The organism is Mesorhizobium sp. 2RAF45 (assembly GCF_052115225.1).
Lineage (GTDB): Bacteria > Pseudomonadota > Alphaproteobacteria > Rhizobiales > Rhizobiaceae > Mesorhizobium > Mesorhizobium jarvisii.
Window position 1 is genome coordinate 143875 of sequence record NZ_JBFRGG010000006.1, and the last position, 13917, is coordinate 157791.

The window sequence follows — 13917 nt, forward strand, 5'->3', positions numbered from 1 at the left end:
TGAGTACGCATGGCCCTAGTCGACGAAACCAGCATTGACGAAGCGGGCTTCCGCATGTCGGAAGCGACGGCGGGCGATTTCTTCGCCCTGCTGAAGCCGCGCGTCATGTCGCTGGTAGTGTTCACGGCCTTTGTCGGGCTTGTCGCCGCCCCGGTGACCATCAACCCGCTGCTGGCTGTGATCGCCATCCTGTCCATCGCCATTGGCGCCGGCGCCTCGGGCGCGCTCAACATGTGGTACGACGCCGACATCGACACGGTGATGACCAGGACCGCAAGCCGTCCGGTGCCGTCCGGCCGCATCCAGCCGCACGAGGCGCTCAGCTTCGGCCTGGTGCTGTCGGTGCTGTCGGTGATGACGCTCGGCGTGCTGGTCAACTGGCTGTCGGCGACGCTGCTGGCCTTCACCATCTTCTTCTATGCCGTCGTCTACACGATGTGGCTGAAGCGCTGGACGCCGCAGAACATTGTCATCGGCGGCGCGGCCGGCGCCATTCCGCCGGTGATCGGCTGGGCCGCGGTGACCGGATCGGTCAGCCTCGAAAGCATCGTCCTGTTCCTGATCATCTTCCTGTGGACGCCGCCGCATTTCTGGGCGCTCGCGCTGTTCAAGTCGGGGGACTATGAGCGTGCCGGCATCCCGATGATGCCCAATGTCGCCGGCCACGCGTCGACCCGCCGTCAGATTTTCGCTTATGCACTGGTGCTGGCCCCGGTCGGCGTGGCGCCGTGGCTGCTTGGCTACACGACGCCTTTCTATGGCGTGGCCGCCATGCTGCTTGGGGTTGGCTTTGTCTGGTATGCGTGGAAAGTGCTCGGTATGGCCGACGACGACCGCGCCATGAAGCCGGCCAAGGCGCTGTTCGCCTATTCGTTGCTTTATCTCTTCGCCATCTTCGCTGCCTACCTGGCCGACAGCGTTGTCGAACGCGCGCTTGCCATGGGTGGGGCATGATCATGGTCGAGGAAAAGCTTGAGACGGTCACCTTGACCGAGCGTCAGAGGAAGGCCCAGCGCAGCCGATCCATTGCGATCGGCGTGGCGCTGGCGGTGCTTGTCGTCATTTTCTACATCGCCACGATCATCAAGTTCGGCCACAATCTGGGCACGATGTGATGAGCGTCGAGACGTCCAAAAGACCGACCGGCAAGAACAGCAACCGCATCGTCGCTGCGGTGTGCCTTGCCTTCTTCACAGGCATGATTGGCATGGCCTATGCCGCCGTGCCTCTCTACAAAATGTTCTGCCAGGCGACCGGCTATGGCGGCACGACGCAACGTGTCGAGAAGCAGTATGCCGGCCGTGTGCTCGACCGTGAGATCACCGTGCGTTTCGACGCCAATGTTGCCGGTGTGCCGTGGGAATTCCAGCCGGTCCAGCGCTCAATGACCATGAAGATAGGCGAGACCGTGCAGGCGCATTATCAAGCGACCAACAAGTTCGATCGCCCCGTCACCGGCCGCGCCACCTTCAACGTGCAGCCGGAACTGGCGGGCCCGTATTTCAACAAGGTCGAGTGTTTCTGCTTCACCGATACGTCGCTGAAGCCTGGCGAGACGCTGGACATGCCGGTCCTGTTCTACGTGGACCCCGATATCGTGAATGTGCCGGAACTGAAGGACGTGAAGACGATCACGCTGTCCTACACGATGTTCCCGGCCGAGAAGAACAAGCCGGTTGCCTCTTCGGAGCCGGTACAAGGCACCAGCAAGACAGTTTCAGATACCGAAGCAAATCTCGGGGGTTGATATGGCAGACGCGCACGCAAAACCACAGCATGACTATCATCTGGTCAATCCGAGCCCATGGCCTTTCCTGGGATCGGTAGGCGCACTCGTCACCGCCTTTGGCGGCGTCTGCCTCATGGAGTATTTGAAGGGCGGCTCCTTCCCGATCTTCGGCCACAACATCGCCAATCCGTGGCTGTTCTTCATCGGCCTGGTGATCGTCCTCTACACCATGTTCGCCTGGTGGTCGGACACGATCAAGGAAGCGCATGAGGGCCATCACACGCGTGTCGTGTCGCTGCATCTGCGCTACGGCATGATCATGTTCATCGCGTCTGAGGTGATGTTCTTCGTCGCCTGGTTCTGGGCCTATTTCGACGCCAGCCTTTTTGCCGGTGAGGTGCAGAACTATGCGCGCCACACATTTACCGGTGGTGTCTGGCCGCCGAAGGGCATGGAGGTTCTCGATCCCTTCCACCTGCCGCTCTACAACACCATCATCCTGCTGCTGTCGGGCACCACGGTCACCTGGGCGCACCATTCGCTTATCCATGGCGATCGCAAGGGCCTGATCAACGGCCTGGTGCTGACCGTCGGCCTCGGCATGCTGTTCACCATGGTGCAGGCCTACGAGTACATACACGCTCCGTTCGGCTTCAAGGATTCCATCTACGGCGCCACCTTCTTCATGGCGACCGGCTTCCACGGGTTCCATGTCATCATCGGCACCATCTTCCTGCTGGTTTGCCTGATCCGCGCGATGAAGGGTGATTTCACCCCCAAGCAGCATTTCGGCTTCGAGGCGGCCGCCTGGTACTGGCACTTCGTCGATGTGGTCTGGCTGTTCCTGTTCTCGGCGATCTATGTCTGGGGATCGGCTGGTGCGGTGATCGAAGGCCACTGATCCGGCCTTTGGGATTTTGATTTCAAGAAGGCGGCCGCGGCGACGTGGCCGCCTTCTTCTTTTCGGCGCAATGATCGCCGATCGGTTGCCAATGCGGCAGACAATTCCCTGGGCGATTTGCGCGTTCATCCTCCTGGCATTTCCGGCCTTTGCGGCTGAGCAGGTCGATCTGGTGCGTGTCCACAAGGCGGAGCGGCTACTGGAACTGATCGGCGACGGCAAGGTCGTGCGCCGCTACGGCATTGCGCTTGGCGGGGATCCCGTCGGCCATAAGCACCAGGAGGGCGACCAGCGCACGCCCGAGGGGCGCTATATGCTCGATTGGCGCAACCCCAACAGCATCGCGCACAGATCGATCCACATCTCCTATCCCAGTGCCGACGATCTGGCGGCGGCAAAGGCGCGCAATGTCGACGTCGGTGGCATGATCATGATCCACGGCCAGCCCAATGGTTTCGGCTGGTGGGGCTGGCTGCTTCAATTGGTCGACTGGACTGATGGCTGCATTGCCGTTACGGACTCCGACATGGACGAAATCTGGGCAATGGTGGCCGATGGGACACCGATAGAGATCGAGCAGTAGCGATGAGTGAAGACAAGGCGATCTGGCCTCCGATCGATCCGATTTCGGCCGGCCTGCACGGCCGCTGCCCGCGCTGCGGCGAAGGGCGGCTGTTTTCCGGCTTCCTCACCGTCGGCAAACGCTGCGTCAATTGCGGCCTCGATTATTCCTTCGCCGATGCGGGCGATGGACCGGCGGTCTTCGTCATCCTGATCATCGGCTTCATCATCGTCGGCCTGGCGCTCTGGGTCGAGGTGACGCTGAGCCCGCCGCTGTGGCTGCATCTGCTGGTCTGGATCCCGCTGGCCCTGGTGCTGTGCCTGACGGCGCTGCGGCTGATCAAGGGCGTGCTGCTCACTCTCCAATATGCCAACAAGGCGGCCGAAGGCCGGCTGGACCGCGGCGAATGAGCGAGGCAGCCATCAAAGGTGCCGGCCGTTCGCGGCCACGATCGGCATTGCTGCTCGGCCTTGGCCTGGTGCTGCTTTTGATCCTGCTGGCGCTCGGCACCTGGCAGGTCCAGCGCCTGCACTGGAAGGAAGGTCTCCTGCAGACCATCGACCAGCGCACGCATTCTGCGCCGCTGCCGCTAGCCGAAGTCGAGAAGGAATTCGCCTCCACCGGCGACGTCGACTACACGCCGGTCACGGTCTCCGGCACGTTCCTGCATTCGGGCGAACGGCATTTCTACGCGACCTGGGAAGGTGATGCCGGCTTCAACGTCTACACGCCGCTTGCCCTCGATGATGGCCGCTTCGTGCTGATCAATCGTGGTTTCATACCCTATGATCTGAAAGACCCGGCCAAGCGCGCCAAGGGGCAGATCCCAGGCAAGGTGACCATCACCGGGCTTGCCCGCAATCCGTTGCCGGCAAAGCCGTCGATGATGCTTCCCGACAATGACGTGGCAAAGAACATCTTCTACTGGAAGGACCGCGACGCCATGGCGGCGAGCGCCGGCCTGCCGGCCGGGTTCACGCTGGTGCCGATCTTCATCGATGCCGACAAGACGCCGAATCCCGGCGGTCTGCCGATCGGCGGCGTCACCATCATCGACCTGCCGAACAGCCATCTGCAGTATGCGATGACCTGGTATGGGCTTGCCGCGGCACTGGCCGCAGTGCTCATCCTGCGGCTTCGCCGTCCCGCGAAAGAAGAATGACCGCGCGCGACGCCCCCTTTCTACCGACGCCCTTGACAGGGCAGGGCTAGGCACCTCATTTCGGCGCTGACGAACCGGCCAGGATTTAATGCATCAGACAACCAAGCCTCCGCTGACGATCCGGCTCTGCCAGCCGCGCGGTTTCTGCGCCGGCGTCGACCGTGCGATCCAGATCGTCGTGCTGGCGCTGAAGAAATACGGCGCGCCGGTCTATGTCCGCCACGAGATCGTGCACAACCGTTACGTTGTCGAAGGGCTGCAGAGCCTTGGCGCCGTCTTCATCGAGGAACTCTCCGAGATCCCGGCCGAACACCGGCAGTCGCCGGTCGTCTTCTCGGCGCACGGCGTGCCGAAATCGGTGCCGGCGGACGCGCAGGCGCGCAACCTGTTCTATCTCGACGCTACCTGCCCGCTGGTCTCCAAGGTCCACAAACAGGCGATGCGCCATCAGCGGCTTGGCCGCCATGTGCTGTTGATCGGCCACGCCGGGCACCCCGAGGTTATCGGCACCATGGGCCAGTTGCCGGACGGCGCAGTCACGCTGGTCGAGACCGAGGCCGATGCCGCCAGGCTAGTGCCCGCCGATCCGAAAGCGCTTGGCTTCGTCACCCAGACCACACTATCGGTCGAGGACACCGCCGGCATTATCCGTGCGCTGCGGGAGCGCTTTCCCGATCTGTATGCGCCTGCGGCGGAATCGATCTGCTACGCAACCACCAACCGCCAGGAAGCGGTCAAGGACACCGCCCCTGGCGCAGATCTCTACCTGATCGTCGGCGCTCCCAATTCCTCCAATTCGCGGCGCCTTGTCGAAGTGGCCGAGCGTGCCGGGGCCACAATGTCGCTTCTCGTGCAGCGCGCCGCCGAGATTCCGTGGAATGACATCGGCACCATTTCGACGCTCGGCCTGTCGGCAGGGGCATCGGCGCCGGAGATCATCGTCGACGAAATCATCGACGCGTTCCGCCAGCGCTTCGATGTCACCATCGACCTGGCCATCACGGCCACCGAAACAGAGGATTTTCCGGTCATGCGGGTACTGCGCGATGTCGAACTGACGCCGGCCGATATGGCCTTCGTCAATGGGGCCGCGTAAGGCGGATGGCGGTCTATACCGACGTTGCGGAGGGCGAACTCGGCGCTTTCCTGAAGCACTATCCGGTTGGCGATCTCCTGTCCTACAAGGGCATCGCCGAGGGCACGGAAAACTCCAACTTCCTGCTGCACACCTCCAGCGGCTCCTACATACTGACGCTCTACGAGAAGCGCGTCGACAAGGCGGATTTGCCGTTTTTCCTCGGGCTGATGGGCCATCTCGCCAACAAGGGCGTGTCCTGCCCGCTGCCGGTGACCGCGCATGACGGCAGCGTCATCGGCACGCTGGCCGGCCGGCCGGCCGTCATCATCACCTTTCTCGAAGGGCTTTCGCTGCGGCGCCCGACGGCGACGCACTGCGCCGAGGTCGGCAAAGCGCTGGCCGCCTTGCACCTGGCCGGTGCCGATTTTCCGATGACCCGCCCGAATGCGCTCGCCATCGACGGTTGGCGCAAGCTTTGGAACGTAGCCCGCGACCGGGCGGACGAGGTCGAGCCAGGCCTGGCGGCGGAGGTCGACGCCGACTTCGCCGATTTCGCGCGCAACTGGCCGAAGGGCCTTCCGGCGGGCATCATCCATGCCGATCTGTTTCCGGACAACGTCTTCTTCCTGGGCGAGAAGCTGTCCGGCCTGATCGATTTCTATTTCGCCTGTGACGACCTCTATGCCTACGACGTCGCCACCTGCCTCAACGCCTGGTGTTTCGAGAAGGATTTCTCCTTCAACCTCACCAAGGGCAAGGCACTGCTCGCCGGCTATCAGAGCGTGCGCCCGCTGAGCGAAGAGGAAAAGGCGGCACTGCCCATGCTGGCTCGCGGTTCGGCGCTGCGTTTCATGCTGACCCGGCTCTACGACTGGCTGACCGTTCCCGATGGCGGCCTGGTCATGAAACGCGACCCGACCGAATATATCAGGCGGATGCGGTTCCATCGGGCGATCAAATCTGCTTCGGAATATGGATTGGCCTGATATGGGGTATCATGAGCAAACAGGTTGAAATCTTCACCGACGGCGCCTGTTCGGGCAATCCCGGCCCTGGCGGCTGGGGTGCCATCCTGCGCTTCAACGGCACCACCAAGGAGCTTTCCGGTGGCGAGGCCGAAACGACCAACAACCGCATGGAGTTGCTGGCGGCCATATCGGCGCTGAATGCGCTGAAGGAGCCCTGCACGGTCGAGCTTCACACCGACAGCAAATATGTCATGGACGGCATTTCCAAATGGATCCATGGCTGGAAGAAGAACGGCTGGAAGACCGCCGACAAGAAGCCGGTCAAGAACGGCGAGCTGTGGCAGGCGCTGGATGAAGCCAACCGACGCCACAAGGTCACCTGGAACTGGGTGAAGGGCCATGCCGGCCACACCGAGAACGAGCGCGCCGACGAGCTCGCGCGGGAAGGCATGGCGCCGTTCAAGAAGGGCTCTTTCAAGCCGGCGGTATCAGCGCCGAAGTCGGATGCCCAGCCCAAGCAGCCGGTGGCCACGAAAGCGCGTCGTTCGACCCAAAGCTATTGAGTTCCGGCGGCCGGTCCACTTTCAGGCAGGAACCTCGATCGTGCCGATCCTCTACTATGTCACGCATCCCCAGGTTGAGATCGATGCCGCCATTCCCGTGCCGGAATGGGGGCGGTCCGGCGTCGGGCGGGCGAGAGCTGTTGCCATGCTCGATCAGCCATGGGTCGGTGCAATCCGGCGCATCGTGTCGTCGGGCGAACGCAAGGCAATAGAAACGGCCGAAATCCTGGCAAGTCATCTCCGCCTTGCGGTCGAGGTCAGGGAGCGGATGCATGAGAATGACCGGTCCGCGACCGGCTTCCTGCCGCCGCCGGAGTTCGAAGCAGTCGCCGACCAGTTCTTCGCCAACCCGCACGAAAGCATTCGCGGGTGGGAGCGGGCCATCGATGCTCAGCACCGTATCGTGAGCGAGGTCGCAGTCGTACTCGACGGCAACGACGCTGATGACATTGCTTTTGTGGGCCATGGAGGCGTTGGAACGCTCCTGTTGCTGTCGCTTAACGGGCGGGAGATCAGCCGCGAGGCGGACCAACCGGCCGGCGGCGGCTGCTATTTTACCTACGATATCGGCGCCCGCCGCGTCATCCATGGGTGGCGGCCGATCGACAGGCTACCTTGACCAAGTACGCATAGGGCTAGGACAGTCTCTTTCAGGCACCGTCGCGGTTGCTCAAGGACATGGATGGGAGTAAAATTTCCTACCATAGAGCAATGCCATAAGGACTCAGCATGGCAAACGTGGAAAAAATGAGCGTGGCTGTGACGCCGCAACAGGCAGCTGCCATGCGAGAGGCCGTGGAAGCCGGCGAGTATGCCACCGCTAGCGAGATTGTGCGTGAAGCGGTGCGGGATTGGCAGGCCAAGCGCGAATTGCGGCATGACGATATTCGCCGGCTGAGGCAACTGTGGGATGAAGGCAAGGCAAGCGGCCTACCGGAGCCTGTGGATTTCGACGCGTTGCGGAAGGAAGCCCGGCGAAAGCTGATGGAAGCCTCGTCGAATGGCCGTTAGGCTGGTTTGGTCACCCGCAGCCAGGGCGGACCTCATCGACATCTACGTGACGATAGGCAGCGAAAACATACGGGCGGCCGATCGCTACTATGATCGGTTGGAAGCGCGGGCCATGCAACTGGCAGACCAGCCGCGCATGGGTGTTAGGCGACCGGACATCAGCCCTTCCGCACGAATGCTGGTGGAGGCGCCGTTTGTACTGCTCTACGAAACGATTCCCACACCGACGACGGCCCTGTCGAGTGGGTTGTCCGTGTGGTGGACGGGCGGCGGGATCTGAACCGTCTGTTCTAGCTGTCTAGCTAGCGTATCAGCAGCGCCGTGCCCCAAAGCCCGAGCGCGAAGACCGTGTGCGCCACCAGGTTCAGCGCCCGGATCCGCATCGGATTGGGCCGCCTCGAGGCTGCCCATCCGGCACCCATGCCGGGCGCCAACAGGAACCAGCCGGCGCCGACGGTGACGATGCCGAGGATGAAGGCCGGCAGGAAGGTCGGCGCGGCAAGCCAGCCGGTCCCTGCCAGCACGACCAGGATGATGCCGTAGACGATGCCGACGAAATAGTGAAACGCCCAGCCCAGCGCCACTTCGTGCGCGTAGGGTGCCGCGTCGCCGATATCATCGTGAAAGACCTTGTCGGTGAGATGCCAGACCCAGCGACCGACCGGTCCCCAGTTCGGCCGTGGCTGGCCAAATGCCTTATGGAGCAGGATGGCCCAGAGATCCATCAGCACCGTGGCGCCGATGCCGATCACGACAGCGCGCCAGAAGACGTCGAACATCGTTGGGATCCCCCCCGAAAGCCGGCAGTTCTGGGGTGCAAGCGGTCGTCGGGCGAGGTCAGCCCTGCGGCTTCGCCCGACGCGACCGTTGACGCCTAGAGCTGCCCGAGAATATGAGCCGCGCCGGACTCGTCGACACCCGGCTTGGTCTCGACATTGATCGCGGTGACCTTACCGTCGTCGACGATCATCGAAAACCGCTTCGAGCGCAGGCCCATGCCGGCGGCGGAAAGGTCGTTGTCGAGGCCGACCGCCTTGGCGAAATCGCCGCTGCCGTCGGCGAGGAACAGGATCTTGCCCTCACCGCCGGTGAAGCGCGCCCAGGCGCCCATGACATGGACGTCGTTGACCGAAACGACGGCGATGGTGTCGACGCCGCGTGCCAGGATCGCGTCATGGTTTTCGAGATAGCCGGGCAGGTGGTTGTTGCTGCAGGTCGGCGTGAAGGCGCCGGGAACACCGAACAGGACCACTTTCTTGCCCGGGAAAATCTCGGCTGAGGTGATCGTCTTGGCGCCGTCGTCGGTCATCGTCTTGAAGGTTACCTCGGGCAGCTTGTCGCCGACGGAAATGGTCATGAGTTCCTCGCTTGGGGAATGGGAAAGAAGGATGCATGCTTGCGTAGCGAACTCGGCGGCGTCCTGCAACCGTTCGGGCAAGCTGGATCAAGGGAAAGGCAGCAGCCCTTCGACGGCGCCCGCCGAACTCGTCAGCGTGTAGTGAAGTCCGCCATCCGTTGGCGTTGCCGAGGGGCGGTCGAGGATCGGCACGGTGAAGATCAGCTTGCCGTCCTTTTCGCTGCGGGAAGGGGCGCCGAACATGTAATCCCGCTCGCCGGCGACGAAGAAATCCGCCGCGTCGGGGTCACCGGGAAAATTCGCCTCGACAACCAGCGTCTCGTGATCGCCCGGCAGGACATTGATGCCGAAATCCGATCTCGCGGGCGCCGGCAATGCCGCGAAACTTGCCTTCACCAGGGCTGCATCGTCTGCATTGTCGGGGTCGGAACCAGGGTCGACCGTCAGCCGCGTCTGCACCGGTATGCAGATCGTTTCGCAAATGCCGAGGAAGACGTCGGCGTCGATGACGGCCGAATCCTTCGCTGCCGATAATTTGAACACCACCGGCAGCGAAACCGGATAGTTGTAGCCTGCCCATTTGCCATAACCATCGTCGTGACGTTGGGGTGCCGGAAACGAGAGTGTGGCGTCGGCAATATTGGTGCTGGCCGAAACATCGAGCTGCGGCGGCACACCGGCGTCGCCCGGATCACGCCAATAGGTCTTCCAGCCCGGCTTGAGCGCGATGTCGAGAACGCCCTGGATGCGGCCGGCCTCGTCGGCTTTGCCTGATGTCACCAGCCGCACCTTGCCGCCTTCGCTGTTGTACCAGGCGGACGAGGAGGCCGAGGCGGGGAGAACGCTCGCCGATCCGATGGCGGCGCCGAGCAACAGGATTTTCAAGCTTTGCATGGCGGTGATTTGATCGTCCGTTCGTGGCGGTGCAATGATTTCATGGCCCTGCCGGCATCATATTTGCGTGACCCCTGGTGGCAAGCCATGGCGGCCTGGCGCCATGGGCTTTGGTCGAATMCGGCGCGGCGCATCTTTTCGGCGCCGGGGAAACACGGTACCCTCCCTGTCATGGATTTGTTGCGCCACAAAAAGACGGCTGCTGGACGCGGCTTTCTCGACGATCAGTTCCTGATTGCCATGCCCGGCATGAAGGACGACCGTTTCACGCGCTCGGTCATCTACATCTGCGCCCACAGCGATGAAGGCGCGATGGGCCTGATCATCAACCAGACACAGCAGATGCTGTTTCCGGATCTGTTGGTGCAGCTCGGCATCATGAACGAGCAGGAAGCGATCCGCCTGCCGGCGCAGGCGCGCGATTTCGTCGTGCGCAATGGCGGGCCTGTCGATCGCAGCCGAGGCTTCGTCCTGCATTCGGGCGACTACCGCGTGGAATCGTCGCTGACCGTTTCCGACGATATCTGCCTGACCGCGACGGTCGATATATTGCGCGCTATATCGTCGGGCCGCGGCCCGCGTCACGCGCTGATGGCGCTCGGCTATTCCGGATGGGGCGCCGGCCAACTGGAAACCGAGATCGCCGAGAATGGCTGGCTGACCTGTCCGGCCAGTCCCGAACTTCTCTTCGACGCGGACATCGAGCGCAAATACGATCGCATCCTCGCCTCGATCGGTATCGATCTGGCGCATCTCAGCCTGGCTGCCGGACACGCCTGACCTGTCACGCTAACGCAGCCTCTAAGCCTGCGTCAGCGGATACTGCTCCTTCAACGTCTTCAGCACCTGGTCGCCCGGCATCGGCGCGCCGAACATGAAGCTCTGCACATATTCGCAACCCATCTGGCGCAATTCCAGCGCATCGCGTTCGTCCGAGATGCCCTCGGCGACCACCGACAGGCCGAGTTCATGCGCCATGTTGACCATGGATTTGAGCAGCACAGCGCGCTTCGGCGTGCTGTCATCGACGAAACTCTTGTCGATCTTGATCGTGTCGAACGGGAAACGCGTCAAATAGGCGAGCGATGAATAGCCGGTGCCGAAATCGTCCAGCGACAGGCCGATGCCGAGCTGTTTCAGCTTGGTCAGCACATGGGCGGTCTGCTCGGGATTGTCCATCACCAGGGACTCGGTGAGCTCGAGCCGGAAGCAGCGCGGCTTCAGATTGGCCCGCGCGATGACCGAGCGGACATCGCTGACCAGGTCGCGGCGGATGAGCTGGCGGCTGGACAGATTGACCGAGACCGACAGCGGCGCGTCGCCGATCTGCTTTTGCCATCCGGCCAGGTCCTCGGCCGCCTGCTGCATGGCGAACAGCCCGAGCTGCACGATCAGCCCGCAGCTTTCGGCGACCGGAATGAAATCCGCCGGCGGAATCATGCCGCGGCGCGGATGGTCCCAGCGCAGCAAGGCCTCGAAGCCGGCGACGCTGCCGTCCTCCAGCCGCACGATCGGCTGGTAGGCAAGGGTGAATTCGCGCCGCTCGATGGCGCGCCGCAAATCGGATTCGAACTGCAGCCGGTCGGTGCCGACGGTGCGGAAAGCCGGGCGGAACGGCTCGATCCTGTCGCCGCCGAAACGCTTGGCCTGATGCATGGCAAGTTCGGCGTCCTTGACCATGTCCTCGGCCGAAGTCTGCGCCGAGGTCCAGGTGATCAGGCCGATCGAGGCGGTCAGCACGATCTCGCGCTTGGCGAAGGTGATCGGGTTGTTGATCGCATGCTTGATGGCGTCCGCCACGCCGGCGATGCGGGCGGGGTCCTGTTCGGACAAAAGCATCAGCGCGAACTGGTCGCCGGCAAAGCGCGACAGCGAATCCTTCGGCTTCAACAGCCGGTGCAGGCGCCGAGCGATGGTCAGCAGGATGGTGTCGCCGGCCGAGATGCCGAGCCCGTCATTGACCTGCTTGAAGCGGTCTATGTCGATGACGAAGACTGTCGGACGCACCTTCTCTTCGGTGCGGGCGATCGAGATGATCGCTTCCAGCCGGTTCATGAACAGTTCGCGGTTCGGCAGGCCGGTCAAATTGTCGTGCACGGCATCGTGCAGCAGCCGCTCCTCGGACTTCTTCTGCTCGGTGACGTCGACCATGGTGCCGACGCAGCGGATGACTTCGCCGTCCGATCCTATGACCGGCCGCGCCCGCAAGGCGAACCAATGATAGTGCCCGTCGGCGCCGCGCAGGCGGAAATTCTGCGCCACCCGGCCGCGCCGGTGCTCCAGCACCACGTCGAGCGTCGTGCGGAACGTGTCGCGGTCGTCGGCATGCAGCACCGGCAGCCAGTTGCGCGCGGCACCACCAAGGCTGTTGGGCGCCAGGCCGAGCTGGATGCTGACATCAGGCTTGGTGACGACGCGGTCGCGCAGAACGTCCCAGTCCCACACCGTGTCGCCCGACCCGGCCACCGCCAGCGCCTGGCGTTCGAGGTCGGAGAACAGCCCCTGATGCAGCGCGCCGCCGGCGAAGGCATGCTGCATGACGGTGAAGCCGATCAACAGGATGATCAGGATCAGCCCGCCGCCGAGCGCCGGCTGGGCGATGTCATTGTCGAGCATGCCGGTGATCGCCATCCACGACCCGCATAGCCACAACAGCACCATGACCCAACTGGGCACCAGCATGATGGCGCGGTCATAACCACGAATTCCGAGGAAGATGATCAGGCCGAGCCCGGTCAATGCGGTGGCGGCAAAGGAGATGCGGGCGATGCCTGCGGCGACCGCCGGATCGACGATGGCCACGCCTGCAATCAGCACCAGCCCGAGGATCCAGACCAGCGCGCCATAGCTGAAGTGACCGTGCCAGCGGTTGAGGTTGAGATAGGCGAACAGGAAGACCACAAAGGTCGCCGCAAGCGCCACCTCCGTTCCAGCTCGCCACATCTGCTCGTTGCCGGGCGAGATTTCGATGACCTTGTTGAGGAAACCGAAATCGACGCAGATATAGGCAAGCACCGCCCAGGCAAGGGCCGCGGTTGCCGGGAACATCGAGGTCCCCTTGACCACGAAAAGGATGGTCAGGAACAGCGCCAGAAGGCCCGCAATGCCGATGACGATGCCGCGAAACAGCGTGTAGGAGTTGACCGAGTCCTTGTAGGCTTCCGGCTCCCACAGATAGACCTGCGGCAGCTTGGGCGAGGCGAGTTCGGCGATGAAGGTGATCACCGTTCCCGGGTTCAGCGTCACCCGGAACACATCGGCGTCAGGGCTGGTCTGGCGGTCGAGCGCGAAGCCCTCGCTGGGCGTGATCGCTGCAATGCGGGTTGCGCCGAGATCGGGCCAGAAGATGCCGGAATTGACCAGCCGGAAATGCGGCGCCACGATCAGCCTGTCGAGCTGCTGGTCGGTGGTGTTGGCCAGCGCAAACACCGCCCAGTCGCCGGTCGAACGCGCGTCATTGGCCTCGACCTCGATGCGCCGCACGATGCCGTCAGGCCCGGGCGCGGTCGATACCTGGAAGTTCTCACCCTGGTTGCGGTAGATCTCGAAGGCGCGCGACAGGTCGAGCGCGACGTCGTCGCGGGCAATCTTGATCGGTTCGACGGCAAAGGCCGACGAAGCCGCGCACAGCGTCAGGATTGCCGCGAGGACAAAGGCGAACAGCGGCCCGTTTCGCAGGAAATTCGTCAAAA

17 protein-coding genes and 1 pseudogene are annotated in these 13917 nt (G+C 63.1%); 14 read left to right on the forward strand and 4 right to left on the reverse strand.

The features are described from left to right. The first annotated feature begins 9 nt into the window (after positions 1–9). The 13 genes and pseudogenes from AB4Z43_RS18340 to AB4Z43_RS18400 all read left to right on the forward strand — a co-directional run bounded on the left by AB4Z43_RS18340 (position 10) and on the right by AB4Z43_RS18400 (position 8268). Entirely contained in the window at positions 10–954 is a 945-nt protein-coding gene (locus AB4Z43_RS18340) for a heme o synthase (RefSeq protein WP_441938666.1), read from the forward strand. Positions 955–956: 2 nt separating this feature from the next. Continuing rightward, positions 957–1115, forward strand: coding sequence for a hypothetical protein (locus AB4Z43_RS18345; RefSeq protein WP_080512128.1), 159 nt, complete (start codon positions 957–959; stop codon positions 1113–1115). After that, entirely contained in the window at positions 1115–1747 is a 633-nt protein-coding gene (locus AB4Z43_RS18350; RefSeq protein WP_441938667.1) for a cytochrome c oxidase assembly protein, read from the forward strand. Before AB4Z43_RS18345 ends, AB4Z43_RS18350 begins: the two co-directional genes overlap by 1 nt. A gap of 1 nt (position 1748) precedes the next feature. Further along, positions 1749–2630, forward strand: a complete 882-nt coding sequence (locus tag AB4Z43_RS18355) for a cytochrome c oxidase subunit 3 (RefSeq protein WP_019856993.1) — start codon at positions 1749–1751, stop codon at positions 2628–2630. A gap of 91 nt (positions 2631–2721) precedes the next feature. Further along, entirely contained in the window at positions 2722–3213 is a 492-nt protein-coding gene (locus AB4Z43_RS18360; protein WP_027046618.1) for a L,D-transpeptidase family protein, read from the forward strand. A gap of 2 nt (positions 3214–3215) precedes the next feature. Then, positions 3216–3602, forward strand: a complete 387-nt coding sequence (locus tag AB4Z43_RS18365) for a DUF983 domain-containing protein (RefSeq protein WP_019856995.1) — start codon at positions 3216–3218, stop codon at positions 3600–3602. Beyond that, on the forward strand, positions 3599–4354 hold the full coding sequence (locus AB4Z43_RS18370; protein ID WP_064983022.1) for an SURF1 family protein: 756 nt from the start codon (positions 3599–3601) through the stop codon (positions 4352–4354). The genes AB4Z43_RS18365 and AB4Z43_RS18370 overlap by 4 nt, the downstream gene beginning before the upstream one ends. Positions 4355–4442: 88 nt before the next feature. Then, positions 4443–5450, forward strand: coding sequence for a 4-hydroxy-3-methylbut-2-enyl diphosphate reductase (gene ispH, locus AB4Z43_RS18375; RefSeq protein ID WP_441938668.1), 1008 nt, complete (start codon positions 4443–4445; stop codon positions 5448–5450). A gap of 5 nt (positions 5451–5455) precedes the next feature. Further along, positions 5456–6418, forward strand: coding sequence for a homoserine kinase (locus AB4Z43_RS18380; protein WP_441938669.1), 963 nt, complete (start codon positions 5456–5458; stop codon positions 6416–6418). 11 nt (positions 6419–6429) lie between these two features. Further along, on the forward strand, positions 6430–6963 hold the full coding sequence (gene rnhA, locus AB4Z43_RS18385) for a ribonuclease HI (protein WP_441938670.1): 534 nt from the start codon (positions 6430–6432) through the stop codon (positions 6961–6963). Positions 6964–7003: 40 nt separating this feature from the next. Beyond that, the gene (locus tag AB4Z43_RS18390; protein ID WP_441938671.1) at positions 7004–7582 is read left to right on the forward strand and encodes a histidine phosphatase family protein; all 579 of its coding nucleotides are present in this window, start codon (positions 7004–7006) and stop codon (positions 7580–7582) included. Between the two features lie 110 nt (positions 7583–7692). Continuing rightward, on the forward strand, positions 7693–7974 hold the full coding sequence (locus AB4Z43_RS18395; protein ID WP_441938672.1) for a ribbon-helix-helix domain-containing protein: 282 nt from the start codon (positions 7693–7695) through the stop codon (positions 7972–7974). Beyond that, a pseudogene (locus AB4Z43_RS18400) lies at positions 7964–8268 on the forward strand (type II toxin-antitoxin system RelE/ParE family toxin). The gene AB4Z43_RS18395 and the pseudogene AB4Z43_RS18400 overlap by 11 nt, the downstream one beginning before the upstream one ends. 8 nt (positions 8269–8276) lie before the next feature. Here the strand turns inward: AB4Z43_RS18400 and AB4Z43_RS18405 are convergent. The 3 genes from AB4Z43_RS18405 to AB4Z43_RS18415 form a co-directional block, all read right to left on the reverse strand. Beyond that, the gene (locus tag AB4Z43_RS18405) at positions 8277–8753 is read right to left on the reverse strand and encodes a DUF2938 domain-containing protein (protein ID WP_064983017.1); all 477 of its coding nucleotides are present in this window, start codon (positions 8751–8753) and stop codon (positions 8277–8279) included. Between the two features lie 95 nt (positions 8754–8848). Continuing rightward, the gene (locus AB4Z43_RS18410) at positions 8849–9331 is read right to left on the reverse strand and encodes a peroxiredoxin (protein WP_038645430.1); all 483 of its coding nucleotides are present in this window, start codon (positions 9329–9331) and stop codon (positions 8849–8851) included. Between the two features lie 87 nt (positions 9332–9418). Beyond that, positions 9419–10225 carry a protein-disulfide reductase DsbD domain-containing protein gene (locus tag AB4Z43_RS18415; RefSeq protein WP_019857003.1) on the reverse strand — a complete coding sequence of 269 codons (807 nt, stop codon included), beginning with the start codon at positions 10223–10225 and terminating at the stop codon, positions 9419–9421. Between the two features lie 171 nt (positions 10226–10396). Here AB4Z43_RS18415 and AB4Z43_RS18420 point away from each other — a divergent pair, with 171 nt between their 5' ends. Continuing rightward, the gene (locus AB4Z43_RS18420; protein WP_027046619.1) at positions 10397–11005 is read left to right on the forward strand and encodes a YqgE/AlgH family protein; all 609 of its coding nucleotides are present in this window, start codon (positions 10397–10399) and stop codon (positions 11003–11005) included. A gap of 21 nt (positions 11006–11026) precedes the next feature. Here AB4Z43_RS18420 and AB4Z43_RS18425 read toward each other — a convergent pair whose 3' ends face one another. Beyond that, complete coding sequence (locus AB4Z43_RS18425; protein ID WP_019857005.1) at positions 11027–13915, reverse strand: EAL domain-containing protein; 2889 nt, start codon at positions 13913–13915, stop codon at positions 11027–11029. Positions 13916–13917: the final 2 nt, after the last annotated feature.